Raw genomic sequence first — 15,496 nt, 5'->3', positions numbered from 1 at the left:
AATCTTTTTACACAAAAACAGAAGACGTGCGCCGATGCTGTGCCGGCCGCACGTCTTCTGTTTTTGGTAAGCTGCCTGATCAAGATGCAGATTCAATTACCGAAAGGAATCCTCCAGAATCTGCAGCGCGTCCGCGTCGCTCAGTGGAACCGGGTCCACTGCGTACAGGCCGCCCATCGTCTCGCGGGCATTCTTCGCGTATTTTTCCAGTTCCCCGCGTTTCATACCATAGCCGCTCATCTGAATGCTGTCTACGCCGCAGGCGGTTTGCAGTTCCACCAAAGCGGTAACAAAGTCCATCGGGCTGGCGGCGTCCGCCTTGCCCAGCGCCTTCGCCATTTGGATCATGCGGGCGTCGCATTTGCCGGTGTTTGCAAAATAGGTGTAATATGCCTTGCTGATGGCGATGAGCGCCGCCCCGTGCTCAAAATTGGGGTGATAGGCGCTGATTGCGTGTGCCAGGCTGTGCTCGGAAATGCATCCGGAGGTGGATTCCACCATGCCCGCCAGCGTGTTGGCGAGCGCTACGTCGCCGCGCGCTTCCAGGTCGGAGCCGTCCCGCACTGCGTTGGCGAGGCTTTTGCCAATCAGCTCGATCGCTTTCAGCGCGTACATGTCGCTCATCGCAAAGGAGGTGTTGTTCAGGTATCCCTCCGTGCTGTGGAACAGCGCGTCAAAGCCCTGATAGGCAGTCAGCTTCGCGGGAACGGAGACCATCAGCTCCGGGTCCACAATCGACAGGAAGGGGAAAGTTTTGTCGTAGCCGCCGCCGATTTTTTCGTTTGTCTCCGTTTTGGTGGTGACGGTCCACGGGTCGGCCTCCGTGCCGGTGCCCGCGGTGGTTGTGATGGCGACGACCGGCAGCGGGTCATTTGGGACGGGAAGGCCCTTGCCTGTGCCGCCGGAGATATAATCCCAGTAGTCGCCCTCGTTTGCCGCCATGATGGCGATGGCCTTCGCCGCGTCGATAGCACTGCCGCCGCCCAAACCGATCACGAAATCCACGCCGTTCTGTTTGGCCAGCGCGCCGCCCTCCATCACATGGTCTTTGATGGGATTGGGCAGGATTTTATCAAAGAGCAGGTGTTCCACACCTGCACGGTCCAATTGTTCCTCCAGACGGCTGAGATAGCCGAACTTCTTGACGGATGTGCCGTTGGTTGTGACGATGAGTGCCTTTTTGCCGGGCAGCTCCTGCTGATGCAACTCGTTCAGCATCCCGTTTCCAAACAGGATGCGCGTGGGCATGTAATAGCGAAATGTCATAGATAAAGACTCCTTTCCTGCGGCGCACGGTCTGCGCCGCGTCACTGAAAGAAGTATAGACCTTAAAGTGTACTTTAAGTCAAGCGTTTTCCGCGGATTCTTCAAAATTTTTCATTGGTGCGTTTCCCAGCAGCTTTCTCCAAAAGGGCTTGTCCCGCAGAAAGCAGTTTGGCAGAGCAAAGGCGAGGAAGCCCAGGACGCCGCCCAGCAGGTTCATGATCACATCGTCGATGTCCGCGGAACGTCCGGTAAAATACTGGAACGTCTCAATGAAAACGGTAAAGCACAGGCAAAAAGCCGCCGTCGACCAGAGCCGGCGCAGGGATTTGAAGACCATCGGCGCCAGGAAGCCCAGCGGGACGAACATCAGGATATTCAGAAGCAGCTGCTCGACCATCCGCGCCCAGCCCATTTCATAAGTCTCCGTGATCCAAATAAACGGCTGTAAATTGAGAAGATAGTACCCCGGGTTAAAATTGATGCCCCACAGAAATACTGTGGCGAAGAGGACAATGCAGCAGTATACCAGAAAGGCGTAAACCGTCAAGTGGCGCGGCAGGGGAAGCTTGTCCTTTCGGTGTGCCAGGCAGATGGGCAGGTAAATCAGCAGGGACAGAATGCATGCGGTCGGCAGCCCAAACAGCAATATGCCAAAGACCATGGGGAATCCTCCTGTTCTATGTGTTATCTGTATTATATAATCTAGTACAGATAGAATAGCACAATTGGCCGCATCCGTCAAGAGTGCAGCCCGCCGATGGAAAACTTTGCGCTTTTCCTTGCAAGAGGCGCTTTGGAATGCTACACTATAAGAATATGAAAAGGATGGGGTGCAAGTGGAACGGCTCAAAAAGCTTTGGAACTTTCTGACTGCGCCGGAAATGGTGCTGTATATCGTATTCGGCGTGTTGACCACCGCCGTCAATATCCTTTCATTTGGACTGCTGCGGGATGTCCTGCGTTGGGAGCTTCTGACGGCCAATACACTCGCCTGGGTGCTTTCCGTCGCGTTTGCATTCGTCACCAATAAGCTGTTTGTGTTTCAAAGCAAAAGCTTTGCCGCTAAAACGTTTTGGCGGGAACTGGCGTCGTTTGTAGGCGCGCGGCTGCTTTCCCTTGGGGTGGATACCGTGGGTATGTGGCTGCTGGTCATTCTTCTCTCCTGGAACGACTGGCTGGCAAAAGTCATCATGAACGTCATTGTGATTGTGTTAAATTACGTGTTCAGCAAGCTCTTCATTTTCAAAGACCCGCATTCCCCTGCAAAATAAAACGGAGCGCAGCCAGCGCCCCGGACAATGGAGGATTTTACATGTTAGCAACGGAAAAAACCATGGAAAAAATTGTGGCGCTCTGCAAGAACCGCGGCTTTGTCTATGCCGGTTCGGAGATCTACGGCGGCCTGTCCAACAGCTGGGATTACGGCCCTCTGGGCGTCGAGTTCAAAAACAACGTCAAAAATGCTTGGAAAAAGAAATTTGTGCAGGAAAGCCCCTATAACGTAGGGCTTGATTCCGCCATTTTAATGAACCCGCAGGTGTGGGTGGCGTCCGGCCACGTGGGCGGCTTTTCCGACCCGCTGATGGACTGCCGCGACTGCAAAACCCGCCACCGCGCGGATAAATTGATCGAGGACTTCACCGGCGAGTCCGCCGACGGCTGGAGCAACGAGAAGATGATGGACTTCATCAAGGAGCACGAAATTAAGTGCCCCGATTGCGGCGGCTCCAACTTCACGGATATCCGCAAGTTCAACCTGATGTTCAAGACCTTCCAGGGCGTGACCGAGGACGCGAAGAACGAAATTTATCTCCGTCCGGAGACGGCGCAGGGTATCTTTGTCAACTTTGCCAACATTCAGCGTACCACACGCCGCAAAGTACCGTTCGGCGTGGCGCAGGTCGGCAAGAGTTTCCGCAACGAGATCACCCCGGGTAACTTTATTTTCCGCATCCGCGAGTTCGAGCAGATGGAGCTGGAATTCTTCTGCAAGCCAGGCACCGATCTGGAGTGGTTTGAATACTGGCGCTCCTACTGCCGCAACTGGCTGCTTTCCCTTGGCATGACGGAGGAGAACATGCGGCTGCGCGACCACGCAAAGGAGGAGCTTTCCTTCTATTCCAAGGCGACGACGGACATCGAGTACCTGTTCCCGTTCGGCTGGGGCGAGCTCTGGGGCATCGCGGACCGCACGGACTACGACCTCAAGCAACACCAGGAGCACTCCGGCAAGAGTCTGGAGTACTTCGATCAGGAGGCCAACGAGCGCTACATTCCCTATGTGGTGGAGCCGTCTCTCGGCGCGGACCGTGTGGCGCTGGCGTTCCTCTGCGATGCGTACGACGAGGAAGTGGTTGACGCGGAGAAGAACGACGTGCGCGTCGTCATGCGCCTGCATCCGGCGCTGGCGCCGTTTAAGGCCGCCGTGCTGCCGCTCTCCAAGAAGCTGAACGAGAAGGCACAGGAAGTCTACGCCTCCCTGACCAAACATTTTATGGTGGACTATGATGACGCCGGTTCCATCGGCAAACGCTACCGCCGTCAGGATGAAATCGGTACGCCGTTCTGCATCACCTACGACTTTGACAGCGAAACCGACGGCTGCGTCACCGTACGCGACCGCGATACCATGCAGCAGGAGCGCGTGAAGATCAGCGACCTGACCCATTACATCCTGAAAAAGATTCAGTTTTGATTGTAACAGGTGTAGAAAAGAGCCCGGTTTACAATTAGCTGAACGCATAAAAGATCAGCTGAATGAACGAAGAGCGCGTTGCAAAACAGCCTTTGTTTTAATTGTGGCGTAGGACAAAGTGTGGTTTTCCGCTTTTCTAAAAAGCGGCGATGGTCGTTTAGAGCGTCGAGCGAGGCTTTAGCCTCAAGCGAGCGTCCCGACCGGAGGTCAAGAGCGAGTGGGAACGAGTGATATGGTCCTTTACGGACCTTTTATGCTGCCGGGCAAAATTTCGGGGCCGTTGCAGAATTCAAACTGCAACGGCCCCTTCGCGCTTATACGGCCAATATTTTGTGTAAAGCGTGCATTGTGATCAGGCTATTTTGTTATGTCTCTGTGTACATGCGCAGCACTTCATCTTCGCCATAGACGACCAAACACCCGGGTACGTCGTTCTGCACGGCGTCCAGGAAGTCATAGAGGGAGATATACGCGCCGCCGTTGGCGTACGTGACATCATATTCCTTGCCTGCAATCATGCAGGATTCGTTCTTGATGGTTGCTTCCACGTTGCACAGGCGCGCAATTTCCGGCATGGGGAGCAGAACGGTCGCATCCCCGTTTTCGTTAAGCAGCAGTTTGCGGCTTACGCTGGTATCCTTGCCGTTGACGCGCACGCTGGCGCGCTCCGGTGTGTGGCGCAGGAGAACAACGGTTTCTCCCAGTTCGCTCAACGGGATCGGGATGCGGATCAGGCCCGCCGCATACGGCGCAATGTCGTAGGGCTGATAGTAGATCACCAGCTGGTCACCGGAAAGGTAGTAGGAAAAATTGCCGTTTTGCTCCTGAACAGTCTGCATGGCCCCGGCGGTCATGGTTTCGTCCAAGTCGAAGCTGCGAACGGTTTCCTCAATTTTTGCAGTGGCGGTCTGTACCGCAGTGTCGGGATCACGGAACAGGTCGCGAAATTCGTAAAAGACGCCGGTCGCCGGGTCCAGATTGTAGGAGGTGATCCAATGCATGCCATGTGCCCCGCCGGTGTAGTCTTCGTTGAGCATGCAGACGGAGAGCAGGCCGTTTTCCTGATAATCAAAGACGCTCCGGTAAAAGAACGGACTTTCCGGAGGCTCCGCGTAGTCCTCCAAAATTCCCGCGATTTCCTCCAGATCATCGGTTTGCTGCTGCCGGATTCTGTCGTTCAGTTCCTCCGCACCGGCAAAGTCTGCAAAAACCGGCGTAACCATTTCACGCTGGATATGATCCGCGGTCTGGCTGACCACAGTCACCTCAGGCGCCTTCATTGAGGAGGTTTCCTCCTGCTTCGGCGGCTGGGAAGAAACGATGATATCCGGTTCGCTGGAGGCAATCCCGGAAGATGGGGGATCGGATGAGGCGTCTTCCTCAGGGCTTGTACAACCGGAACCAAACAGGCAGATTCCTGCTGCCAGAAGCAGGGCAAGCCCGCGTTTGCAATTTGTTTGTTTCAATGTGCTTCCTCCGCTCTGACAATATTTTTATGAATGTATTATACGAAACGTAGCTTGAAAAGGCAACCACCGTTACACAAATGTAAACCCTGGTCAACAGTTTGTTAACAATTAGAGGATCATGCCGCCGTTGACGCCCAATACCTGACCGGTGATAAAGGAGGCCCGGTCAGACGCGAGAAAGCGGACCGCGTCCGCCACCTGTTCCGCGGTGCCGATGGTTTCCAGCGGCGTTTCCTCCCGGAGCGCTTCCATGGTTTCCGTATCAAGCAGGGCATTCATCTCCGTGGCGATGACGCCGGGCGCAATACAGTTGACGCGAATCTGCGACGGGCCGAGTTCCTTTGCCAGTGCTTTGGTCAGCCCGATCACCGCCGCTTTTGCCGCGGAATAATGCACTTCGCAGGAAGCGCCGACTTGTCCCCACATGGAGCTGATGTTGACGATTGCACCGCGCTTTTCATGAATCATGTAGGGCAGCGCCGCCTGACAGCAGAGGAACACGCCTTTCACATCCACCGCGAACATGCGGTCCCAGTCCGCATCCGTCAAATCGGTAAACAGCTTTTGCTGCGCGATGCCCGCGTTGTTGACCAGCACGTCTACACTGCCCACACGGGCAAACATTGCCTCTACCTGTGCGCGGTCGGCAACGTCCGCCTGTATGGCAAGGTGTTCCAGCCCATTGATGCGTTGGAGCGTTTCGCAAAGCGCCTCCGCCTTGTCGCGGCTGGATTGGTAGTTGACCGCCACACGGAATCCATCCTGTGCCAGTCCCCGCGCACATGCTGCGCCAATGCCGCGCGCACCGCCGGTGATCAAAGCCGTTCGCATATCCAATCCCTCCTCACATGTTGCCGCTGGCCAGCATAATCGCGGCCAACGCCGCGATGGGGGCGGTTTCCGTACGCAAAATGCGCGGGCCAAGAGTAGCTACCTGTGCACCGTGCGCCTTTGCAAATGTGACTTCTTCCTCCGCGAAACCACCCTCGGGGCCGATGAAAAGAGAAACAGAACGATCTTGCGGCTGAACCAGAGAGACGATGCTTTCCCCGCCGCCCTCATAGAAAAAGAGCAGGACGCCCTCCTGAGCGGCGTCCAAAACCGCGTCCTGGAATTCCATTGGTGCCGCCACCTGCGGGATCACGCCGCGCCCGCTCTGCTTGGCGGCTTCCTCCGCGATCTTTTGCCAGCGTTCGCCTTTTTTCCTGGCGGCCTTTGCGTCGGGCCGGGAGATGCAGCGCGCGGTCATCATGGGAACAATCCGGCTGACGCCGAGTTCCACTGCCTTTTGCACGACGGTATCCATCTTGTCCGCCTTGGGAAAGGCCTGATACAGCGTGGCGCGCACAGAGGGTTCGCTGACGCTGCGGCAGAAGTTCAAAATCCGCACCGTGACGCTCTCGCCGTCGATATGGTCGATTTCACAATGATAGTCTGTCCCGATGCTGTCGCATAAAATCAGATTTTCTCCGGGATGCATCCGCAGGGATTTGGCGATATGTTTTCCGTCCGCGCCGGTTAAAACGGCGGTTTCCTCCGGAACGTAGTCGATAAAAAATCTGGGCATGCGGCAACATCCTTTCCCTTTGTAATGAACTTTATGATACTATATTTATGTACGTTGCAAACGGTGTTGAAATGACCAATTGCTGCTCATAGGTGTGCCTTCACACGCTCTCGGTTGTTGAAGGCTTCATTTCTGGCCATGGCGTGAGGTTATTATAGCATGATGGCTGTAAAAAATACAGATGCAGGAAGTTGTTTCCAAGCGGGATATTGACTTTTATCAGCATATTGCATATAATAAAAAGGCTATTCATCAATGGAGCGAAAGAAGTTGCTTTGACAGCTTCCAAAGCCCGCAAAAATAATTATACTTGGGATAACAAGAATAGAAATACAACGGGGTGTAGCGCAGTTGGTAGCGCGCCTGCTTTGGGAGTGGCGGGACGTTATCCGGGGCGAGTGAGGGCGCAAGGCCGGAAGCCGTTGAGACACGGGCGTTTGCGGGGTTTGACCGCTGATTGAAAAGCACCTCAAAATTGCCTCTGACCACAGCTTTGACCACAGACAGCAAAATTTTCGGAAACCGAAAAAGTAAATATCCGGGTGTAGCGGAGCTGGTACCGCGCTTGGTTTGGGACCAAGAGATCGCACGTTCGAATCGTGTCACTCGGACCAAAGTGGAAAGACCGTCGACATATGTTGACGGTCTTTTGCTATGCCTCTGTTTATGCGGGTTTAAATGTCCCAAAATGAGGCAAAGTCCTATAATTACACTTACAAAATAAAATGACAGGATATAAACAATCGTATCTTGTTTATATTTTATAACTCTGTTCTGGAGTAAGGCTGCTCAGGGAGAAGCGCGTTAAGATCGTTGTTCAAATGCATCATTTCAAGAAAAACATCAGACAAAAGTAAAATTAACATGTGCTTTCCATCCTTTGTTTCGTATTGCAGAGCAATTCCGTCTTTGGGGAGCAATTTGCTTTCTGAGTTCTGACGCCGGTTTTGTTCCGCCACCAAGATTGACTGCATGTCCATCCAATCCGCATTAAAGCATCGTGATCCCAGTGCGAGGAAAGAAGTGCACAGGTCTGGGTAAATACTTATAGAGAGGTAATCCATATCTAAGATGTAGGACTGCGTGTTAAAAAATAACTCTAACTTTCTCTCAGGCCGGTAAATCACTAAATCAACTTTTTCATATACTGGTGCACCAAAATAGAGGGCGGTCAGGTTTTTGTAGTCGCCATGCTTTGTCAACTTTTTTTTCCCGCGTAAAAAGGAGAACATGTAATCACTTCTTCCTCTATTTTTCTCTCACATCAAAAGTGCTTCCGGCTTCTCTTTAACATTAAGTATAGCAGTTGCAGATTAACCTGTCGAGACGTGATGTAAATTAGGTAATGTCAGCTTAAACAGTTTTATTAGACTGTTAGGTATTTACTATGTGACAGCAATTTTAGAGGTTTTTTTCTTTGTTTATTGCGGCGCAGCTTTTAACCCGAAAACATAACTTGACTTTTCTTCCCGCCAGAGTTTACATACACTTGCGGGGTTTCCCCGACAATCAAAAACGTCATGGCAGACTGGCGTATTGCGAGTACACCAGCCCTGCACCAAGGTGAATCGGCCACCCGGCACAACCGTAAAACGGCGCCACGACAAAATTAGTATACCGCTTTTGTCGCGGCGGCACAAGTATCAAACTTTGCGCGTGCATGGGTTCCGGGGCGTGATGCCCCCCGCCTTTGCATACGCTTTTGACGATAAGGGAAATTCCCGACTCTTTCTGAAAGGTCGGGATATGATGAACATTTTTGAGACACACCAGGGGTTCTCCGGGCGCTTCGCCCCGGACTCCACGGGCGGGACGCTCCAGTCCCTGCTCACGCTGGCGGGAGACATCCGCTTGAAGCTGGGCAGGCAGGCGTACCTGCTGGACAGCTACCTCTCTCTTTACCTGGAGGGCGCTAATGCGATGCTGGCTTACGAGGCGGGGAGCGACGGCTTTGAGCGGGGCGGCGAGCTGCGGAGCCTGTGCTTTGACGTGCTGGACCGGGACGGCACGGAGAAAGATCACCCCTTCTACGACACCGCGCTGAATGCGCTGATCGGCCGGGTGGATATCATGCGCTGTCAGGAGCGTCAGACGAGGATGAACCTGCTGTATGCTTCCCTTGCTGACGAGTTTCTCCCTTTTGCGGTAAAGCACTTCCTGCGGGAGGCGGAGAGCAGGATTGGCGACAACTGTGACGTCCCCAAGCTGGCGGATTTATATCGGCGCATCTCTGATATAGCCGGGGAGCCGCTGATGGAGACGCTCAACCTGCGGCTGAAGCAACGGTTTCTTATTGCTCCGCTGGTCCCTGTCTTTGAGCAGGGGGCCACAAACGACCTACTCTATTGCCTGCTCCACCGTGACAGCGAAACCAACAAGCAAATATTCCAGCTTTTAATGGAAGAGCAATCGTAACTTTTGATACAAACACGAGGCGATGATGTGAAATATCATCGCCTCGTGTTTCTCTTATTTCCCTTCTGCCGCTTTTTTCTTAGCCTCAGCTATCTCCATCTTCATCTGCACAATCAGAGCCTTCAGCTTTTCCTAGCACTCCTCATGCGTCTTGGCGTAGACGTTCCGGGCGTGCTTCTTGCCGTCGGGCCACATTGGTGAATACCTTCCCTCAAACAGGTGGTCGTTGATCTCGCTGACGCAGCCGGTGCCGGGCTTGCGTTTACGTCCCACATAGGGCTTGAAATCGGTCATTCTCGGTGTTTCCGGCTGGGTTGAGGATGACTCCACTCCCTCCTCCATTGCCTCCGCCTTGCCGATGCCACGGTCGATATTAACGGCGGCGGTGTGCCGCATATCGTCGGTTATATGGGTATAGATGTCCAGCGTGGTAGCCGCTGACACATGGCTCAACATGGCTGATAGAGTCTTCACGTCCATGCCGTTCTGCAGTGACAGGGTGGCAAATGTATGGCGCAAATCGTGGAAGCGGACATGCTTGCACCCGGCGTGTTCCAAGATGAGCTGGAGCCGCTTGCGCACCGCGCAGGGGGTCATGGGGCAGTCCTCTTTCACCGGGGAAGGAAACATCCAGCGGGAGTCCACCGTCTCCCGGTACTCCTTCAGCACCGCTACCACTGCGGGCGGAAGAGTCAGCTTGCAGATGGAGGTCTTGGTTTTCGGCGTGCTGAGCTGTAGCTCACCCTTTACATCGTAGATCTGCTTGTTCACATTTAGGACGCCAGTCTTAAAGTCCAGGTCATCCCACTGGAGGGCCATCAGCTCACCTCGGCGCAGGCCGGTGGCGAGGTCCAGGAGAAACAACTTATAGTACCCCTCCGCCTTGGCCTGGATGAGGAACCGCTGGAGCTCCTCCCGATCCAGCACCTGCATCTCCCGCGCTTTCTTGGGCGGCAGCTTACAGCCGATGGCGGGGTTGGTGCGGATGAGGCCGTCCTGCACCGCCTTTTCCAGCGCGGTGCGGCAGACTGCGTGGCACCTTCGCACCATCCGGTCGGACAGCCCCTCGCCGTATTGATCCGTGAAGCGCAGTCGTCCGGTCTTTTTGAGCCGTGCGTAGAACTGCCGTAGGTCGTTCTGCGTCAGCTTGTTCAGCGGTATTTTACCGATCTCAGGCACAATGTGCAGATGGATGCGACTCTCGTAATTTGCCTGAGTGGTGGGGCGGAGCTTCGGCTTGGAGTGGTTTTCAAACCAATATTCCAGCCAGTCCCCGAAAGGCATCTCGGGCCGCAGCTTTTCCGACTTCACCCCACCGCAGGCTTCCTTGAGTGCCTGGAGCTTTTCCATGCACTCGCTTTTTGTTTTGGCAAGGACATTTTTAGTCTTGGGGTACCCGTTGTCATCGTAGCCGATGACGACCCGCCCCTCCCAGCGCCCGTCCTTGCGCAGTCTTACGGTTCCGTCCCCGCTCTTTCGCTTTCTTGCCACGGTTTCAACTCCTTTCCGAAGAGGTTTTCCATGAAGCCGCCCACGATGCCGCTGGCGGTCTTCTGCATATCCGGTGTCACATGGGTGTAGGTGTCCAGCGTAAAGCTGGCGTTGGTGTGGCCCAAAATACCTGAGAGCGTCTTGGCGTCCACGCCGCTGGCCAGGGCGTGGGTCGCAAACGTGTGGCGCAGATCGTGGAACCGGATGCTGGGCAGGCCCGCCCTCTTTAATAAAGTTTTCAAGTGGTTGTAAGCTGCGCCGGGGGATACGGGCAACTCTGGCATAACAGGGTTGGGGAAAATCCACTGGCTGACGGACTTCTCCCTGCGCCGCCGCAGAAGTTCCGCCGTGCTCTGAGGCAGGACGATGGTGCGCATGCCAGTTCCCGTCTTGGTGTCGCCCAGGGAGAACACCCCCAACTTATTGCTGTGGAGGGTGCGGCACACCTTCAGCGTACTGTTTCTCTCGTCGAAGTCCTGCCACATGAGACCGCAGATTTCGCCCCGCCGCAGACCGGTGGTAAGTTCCGTATAGAAAAAATCGTGCCAGATTTCATCCCCCTCGATGACGGCGAGGAAAGCGTCCAGCTCCCGGTCGTTCAGCACCTGCTTCGTGCCGCCGCTCTGCTTGGGCACGGTGGTCCCCTCCGTGGGGTTCTTGGCAATGATATGCGCCTGCACTGCGTCCTGCATCGCCAGATGGAGCATGGAGTGGATGCCGCGAACGGTGGAGTCGGCAAGCTGGGTACCCTTTTCGGGGTGTTCGATCACGCGCCCCTCTTTTTTCAACCGGCGGTACATCCGCTGAACGTCCTGCGTGGTAATCAGGGACACCTGCTTGCCGCCCAACTGGGGCTTAATATATTGTTCGATCAGGGTTCGGTAGCCCCGCAGGGTGCCGGGGCGAACCGTCTCTGCCTTGTACTCGCTGAGCCAGCGGTTCAGCCACTCGCCCAGCGTCATGCGGCTGTCCTCGGTCAGGTCCACGTCGTGGTAGTCCTCGATATTGCGGTGGAGCTTGTCCATCAGCTCCTTTTGCGTCTTGGCATAGACATGGCGGAAGATGGGGTCGCCGTTTTGCTTGTGTCCAATGACGATGCGGCCCTCCCAGCGACCATCCTCCCGCTTTCGCACCATGCCGTCGCCAGACGGTCTTCTTTTTGCCATAGTTTTCACCTCGTTTCGGGATTCCGCAACACAACACATACCACAATCAGCCTTGGAAAGCTATCAAATTCGTGACTATATTTCTGCTATTTGTGTTTATGGTTTCGGTGTCTGCATGACAACGCCATTGAGAGAACATTCCTTGCAATATCAGCGTTTTCAAGCTATACTTGACATATCGGCCAACACAGGGAGGCGTGCTCAAATGGAGCAAGTACAAAACATCGTGTACCTGACCGGCGACACCCATGGGCGCTTTGACCGGGTCATAGGCTTTTTCGTATCCAAAGCGGTCACCACTGAGAACACTTTCATCATCCTGGGTGATGCCGGGCTGAACTATTTCGGTGACGGACGGGACACGCTGAATAAGCAAGTCCTTTTCGAATTGTCAATCACCTTCTTCTGCATTCACGGAAACCACGAGATGCGCCCCGGCCCCGAGCTCGGTTATGAGCTGCGGCGCTACCACGGCGGGCAGGTCTGGGCCCAGCCTGAGTTTCCCAATATCATGTTCGCCGTTGATGGCGAGGTCTTTGATTTCTGCGGTCACGCCTGTCTTGTCATCGGCGGCGCATACAGTGTGGACAAGTATTACAGGCTCGCCAGAGGCTGGCATTGGTGGGCGGATGAACAGCCGTCGCCGGAGATTAAGGCCAAGGTGGAGCGCGTTCTGTCCAAGCGCGGTTGGCAAGTCGATATCGTTCTCTCCCATACCTGCCCGCTGCGCTACGAGCCGGTCGAGGCGTTTCTTCCCATGGTCGACCAGTCCACAGTGGACAAATCCACCGAGCAGTGGCTCGATGAAATTGAGCGCCATCTGCACTATGAGCGGTGGTACTGCGGCCACTACCACATCGAAAAGGAAATTGACAAGCTCCGCTTTTTGTTCAACGACTATGCGCTGCTCCCGCACACATTGTCTGTGACGGAAGCGGATGCCCGCGCCTCCCGCTGACGGGAGGCGCCTTTCTTTTTACATGGACACGGCGGGACCCTGGTATTCCTCGTGGTCGTCTGCCTTGTGGCCCAGGGCGATTTTCTTCTCCCTCTCCCTCTGGCGGAGCTTATGGTCGGTGTGGCGGATGCCCACTGGACTGGACTTGGGCAGGGAGTTGTCCTGAAAAATACTGCCGATCTGCCGCAGCAGACGGGTTGCCGCCAATAGCGCTGAGGGCGGGCGGAACTGGTCCAGCCGGTCGAGAAAGAATTGAGCGTACTCGTTGCCCTGGGCGGCGGATTGTTTCAACCATTGCTTCGCCAGCGCCTTGTCCTGCGGTACCTCCCGTCCCAGCAGGTAGAGTTTGCCCAGCGTGTACTGAGCAAACTGGTTGCTCCGCTGTGCCGCATCGTTCAAATATTCCAGCGCCTTTGGCACATCCCTTGGGACGATTTTCCCCCGCAAATACTCCTTGCCCAGTCGGTATCCAGCGTAAGAGTTGCCGTTTTGCCGTGCCTGCTCCAGCCAGCGAAGACCCGCCGGGATGTTCCGCGCCAGCGGATCATCGGTGAGCAGCAGCTTGCCCAAGGCGTACCGGGCCACATTTAATCCCTGCTCCGCCGACCGCTGAAACCAGTCCCGCGCCTTTTCCGCATCGGGAATCACCACCGTACCATCCCGGTAGAGCTTGCCCAGCAGGTGCTGGGCATAGGGGTTGCCCGCCTGGGCGGCTGTGGTCATCTGCTCCACGGCGTAGTCCCGTTCGTCCAAGGGCAGGTCGGTGTCGTAAATCATATCCCGGTAGCGGCAGTAGAACGCTACATTGTAGCGGGTGCTCTCCGGCTCGTCCACAGACGAAAGAGCTTCGTCCTCAAAGGTGATTTCCCCGATACGGATAGACTCGGCCACCCGAATGACCGCATTCTTGATGGCGCGGAACTCCTTCTGCTCGGACAATTTCAGTCGCTTGCGCTCGCTGACACCGTAGTAGCTGTCCACCTGTCCCTGGAGCGTCAGCCATTTTTCATAACACTGTGCAACCGCAGGAATGCGCTCCATCTGGTCCACGATTTGGTCGGTGATGTTTTTCAGGGGCTTCGGTAGATAACCGTAGCTTTTCTTGCCCCGCACCGTTTCCAGCCTTTGTGCCAGCTGAAGAGCCAGCGTTTCCGCCTCGGGATGGTCGCAGAAACCTGCCTGCATAGTGCGCACCAGTGCCAGCATTTCCCGCCGCGCCTGCCGCACCAGCTCGTCCCGGCTGGCGGACTTCTGCTCGTAAACATGGAGCAGCTCCTGCTTGAAGATGTCGTTCATGAGTACGGATTTGATTTGGCGGATGCCCTCACGGGAGAGATATGTCTGCCCCGGTTTCGCCGACCACGCCATCATGTGGACGTGGGGGTGGCCGCCCTCGTCGTGGAAGGCGGCGTACCAGCGGAAGTCCTTCGGCGGAATCTTCATCACCGACGCGATGTCATTTCTGTGTACTCGGAGGAGGTTGCGCCACGCCTGGGCACTGTCATAGCTCAGACGGGCGGCGTCCTCCCGGTGCAGGGAAATGATGTGTGTCCAGACGTTTCCGGTATAGGAATTAAGTTCCGCCATTGCTTTTTCAAGATCGATGCTGTCCGCATCTCCGAACAGGCCGTGGGAACTGAGCCGCTCCGCGCGGGGATGGGTGGCGATGTACTTCATGTAGCCAGCCATCTGACTGACCGCCGACCAGTTTTCCTCCAGTGCCATGGTAATAAGCGCGGAGGCATTGGCTTTCGTTTTGTGTTCGGAGTAGTCGCTGTACTCATCCAGCTCCTTCACGGCAGGAAAATCCTTCATCAGTTTTGCGATAAGCTGCTCCTGCCTCCGCGTGGGAGGACGATCATCATTCAGCTTCTGCACATGCTCACGGGTGCCGATGTAGCACAGATAGCCCCCGGCACCGGCGGCGTTACCGCTGCCGGTGCACTTGATGTAGGAACTTTTGACGATCAGCTTTGCCATCACTCGGCGCCCTCACGGCGCATCCTCTGCTCCAGAGAAACGCGCCCGTTGGTCTGCCTTACGTTTTTCACGCTCTCCGCACGCAGGCGGCGCAGAGACTCCTCGTCGATTTCAAAGGCACCGGACAGGAGTCCGCACACCATGTCCAGCTCCACCGAGTATTTGAACAGCAGGCTCGCCATGCGGTCCTCCAGCATCCCCAGCCGGCCGTCTATGGCTGTGATGATCTCCTTTGGCAGAAGGGATTGGGTCCCCTGTATCTCCTGATAGTCCGAATAAAACCGAATCGCGTTTTCGATATACTCCCGCCGGCTTCGGCTGCCGTCCATGGTATAATAGCGTTCCAGCCGTTCCCGCAGCTCCGGCTCCAGCCGGACCGGAAATTTTTCTCTTTCGCTCATTTTTCCTCCGTTTCTCCGCAAGACCCATGCGGAAAGGTTGTCCGCAGGGGGATTCTCTGAATTTCAGACCTCTTGCGGCACATATTTT

General features: G+C 55.4%; 13 protein-coding genes, 1 tRNA gene and 1 pseudogene. 5 read left to right on the top strand and 10 right to left on the bottom strand.

The annotated features are described in order from the left end of the window. Positions 1-96: 96 nt before the first annotated feature. Both BN2106_RS14005 and BN2106_RS14000 read right to left on the bottom strand, forming a co-directional pair. The gene (locus BN2106_RS14005) at positions 97-1,266 is read right to left on the bottom strand and encodes an iron-containing alcohol dehydrogenase (protein WP_050699178.1); all 1,170 of its coding nucleotides are present in this window, start codon (positions 1,264-1,266) and stop codon (positions 97-99) included. Positions 1,267-1,345: 79 nt separating this feature from the next. Next, on the bottom strand, positions 1,346-1,927 hold the full coding sequence (locus tag BN2106_RS14000; RefSeq protein ID WP_050699177.1) for a VanZ family protein: 582 nt from the start codon (positions 1,925-1,927) through the stop codon (positions 1,346-1,348). Positions 1,928-2,102: 175 nt separating this feature from the next. On the opposite strand from BN2106_RS14000, the gene BN2106_RS13995 reads away from it, so the two are divergent. Both BN2106_RS13995 and BN2106_RS13990 read left to right on the top strand, forming a co-directional pair. Further along, positions 2,103-2,537: a GtrA family protein gene (locus BN2106_RS13995; RefSeq protein WP_050699176.1), complete on the top strand. Its 435-nt coding sequence runs from the start codon at positions 2,103-2,105 to the stop codon at positions 2,535-2,537. Positions 2,538-2,578: 41 nt separating this feature from the next. Beyond that, positions 2,579-3,961, top strand: a complete 1,383-nt coding sequence (locus BN2106_RS13990; protein WP_050699175.1) for a glycine--tRNA ligase — start codon at positions 2,579-2,581, stop codon at positions 3,959-3,961. A 365-nt stretch (positions 3,962-4,326) separates the two neighbouring features. Here the strand turns inward: BN2106_RS13990 and BN2106_RS13985 are convergent, their stop codons facing one another. The 3 genes from BN2106_RS13985 to BN2106_RS13975 all read right to left on the bottom strand — a co-directional run bounded on the left by BN2106_RS13985 (position 4,327) and on the right by BN2106_RS13975 (position 6,997). Further along, the gene (locus tag BN2106_RS13985; protein ID WP_050699174.1) at positions 4,327-5,427 is read right to left on the bottom strand and encodes a DUF3298 and DUF4163 domain-containing protein; all 1,101 of its coding nucleotides are present in this window, start codon (positions 5,425-5,427) and stop codon (positions 4,327-4,329) included. Between the two features lie 111 nt (positions 5,428-5,538). Beyond that, positions 5,539-6,261: an elongation factor P 5-aminopentanone reductase gene (gene ymfI, locus BN2106_RS13980; protein WP_050699173.1), complete on the bottom strand. Its 723-nt coding sequence runs from the start codon at positions 6,259-6,261 to the stop codon at positions 5,539-5,541. A gap of 13 nt (positions 6,262-6,274) precedes the next feature. Next, positions 6,275-6,997 carry a 16S rRNA (uracil(1498)-N(3))-methyltransferase gene (locus BN2106_RS13975; RefSeq protein ID WP_050699172.1) on the bottom strand — a complete coding sequence of 241 codons (723 nt, stop codon included), beginning with the start codon at positions 6,995-6,997 and terminating at the stop codon, positions 6,275-6,277. 538 nt (positions 6,998-7,535) lie between these two features. On the opposite strand from BN2106_RS13975, the gene BN2106_RS13970 reads away from it, so the two are divergent. After that, positions 7,536-7,611, top strand: a tRNA-Pro gene (locus BN2106_RS13970). Positions 7,612-7,758: 147 nt separating this feature from the next. On the opposite strand, the gene BN2106_RS13965 is transcribed toward BN2106_RS13970, so the two are convergent. Beyond that, positions 7,759-8,199 (bottom strand): hypothetical protein, encoded by a 441-nt coding sequence (locus BN2106_RS13965; protein ID WP_154666543.1) that lies wholly within the window; start codon positions 8,197-8,199, stop codon positions 7,759-7,761. 544 nt (positions 8,200-8,743) lie between these two features. Between BN2106_RS13965 and BN2106_RS13960 the strand changes: the two genes are divergently transcribed. Further along, entirely contained in the window at positions 8,744-9,412 is a 669-nt protein-coding gene (locus BN2106_RS13960; protein WP_050699170.1) for a hypothetical protein, read from the top strand. A gap of 135 nt (positions 9,413-9,547) precedes the next feature. Here BN2106_RS13960 and BN2106_RS13955 read toward each other — a convergent pair. Together BN2106_RS13955 and BN2106_RS13950 are read right to left on the bottom strand one after the other, a co-directional pair. Next, positions 9,548-10,903 (bottom strand): annotated as a pseudogene (locus tag BN2106_RS13955) (tyrosine-type recombinase/integrase); the annotation flags it as partial. Further along, complete coding sequence (locus tag BN2106_RS13950) at positions 10,867-12,069, bottom strand: tyrosine-type recombinase/integrase (RefSeq protein WP_050699169.1); 1,203 nt, start codon at positions 12,067-12,069, stop codon at positions 10,867-10,869. The gene BN2106_RS13950 and the pseudogene BN2106_RS13955, both read right to left, overlap by 37 nt. 205 nt (positions 12,070-12,274) lie before the next feature. On the opposite strand from BN2106_RS13950, the gene BN2106_RS13945 reads away from it, so the two are divergent. After that, positions 12,275-13,027 carry a metallophosphoesterase gene (locus tag BN2106_RS13945; protein WP_050699168.1) on the top strand — a complete coding sequence of 251 codons (753 nt, stop codon included), beginning with the start codon at positions 12,275-12,277 and terminating at the stop codon, positions 13,025-13,027. Positions 13,028-13,045: 18 nt separating this feature from the next. On the opposite strand, the gene mobP3 is transcribed toward BN2106_RS13945, so the two are convergent. Further along, a complete protein-coding gene (gene mobP3 / locus BN2106_RS13940) occupies positions 13,046-15,007 on the bottom strand; it encodes a MobP3 family relaxase (protein ID WP_050699167.1) in 1,962 nt (653 codons plus the stop codon). Continuing rightward, positions 15,007-15,408 carry a hypothetical protein gene (locus BN2106_RS13935; RefSeq protein ID WP_050699166.1) on the bottom strand — a complete coding sequence of 134 codons (402 nt, stop codon included), beginning with the start codon at positions 15,406-15,408 and terminating at the stop codon, positions 15,007-15,009. Before BN2106_RS13935 ends, mobP3 begins: the two co-directional genes overlap by 1 nt. Between the last annotated feature and the right edge of the window lie 88 nt (positions 15,409-15,496).

Origin of the sequence: Anaeromassilibacillus senegalensis (genome assembly GCF_001261775.1) — a bacterium.
GTDB lineage: Bacteria > Bacillota > Clostridia > Oscillospirales > Acutalibacteraceae > Anaeromassilibacillus > Anaeromassilibacillus senegalensis.
This window is presented reverse-complemented; position numbering and strand designations above follow the sequence as displayed.

Coding starts and splice junctions, on each gene's coding strand:
- BN2106_RS14005 (WP_050699178.1), bottom strand. CDS start 1,266: ATGACATTTCGCTATTACATGCCCACGCGCATCCTGTTTGGAAACGGG.
- BN2106_RS14000 (WP_050699177.1), bottom strand. CDS start 1,927: ATGGTCTTTGGCATATTGCTGTTTGGGCTGCCGACCGCATGCATTCTG.
- BN2106_RS13990 (WP_050699175.1), top strand. CDS start 2,579: ATGTTAGCAACGGAAAAAACCATGGAAAAAATTGTGGCGCTCTGCAAG.
- ymfI (WP_050699173.1), bottom strand. CDS start 6,261: ATGCGAACGGCTTTGATCACCGGCGGTGCGCGCGGCATTGGCGCAGCA.
- BN2106_RS13975 (WP_050699172.1), bottom strand. CDS start 6,997: ATGCCCAGATTTTTTATCGACTACGTTCCGGAGGAAACCGCCGTTTTA.
- BN2106_RS13960 (WP_050699170.1), top strand. CDS start 8,744: ATGATGAACATTTTTGAGACACACCAGGGGTTCTCCGGGCGCTTCGCC.
- BN2106_RS13950 (WP_050699169.1), bottom strand. CDS start 12,069: ATGGCAAAAAGAAGACCGTCTGGCGACGGCATGGTGCGAAAGCGGGAG.
- BN2106_RS13945 (WP_050699168.1), top strand. CDS start 12,275: ATGGAGCAAGTACAAAACATCGTGTACCTGACCGGCGACACCCATGGG.
- mobP3 (WP_050699167.1), bottom strand. CDS start 15,007: ATGGCAAAGCTGATCGTCAAAAGTTCCTACATCAAGTGCACCGGCAGC.
- BN2106_RS13935 (WP_050699166.1), bottom strand. CDS start 15,408: ATGAGCGAAAGAGAAAAATTTCCGGTCCGGCTGGAGCCGGAGCTGCGG.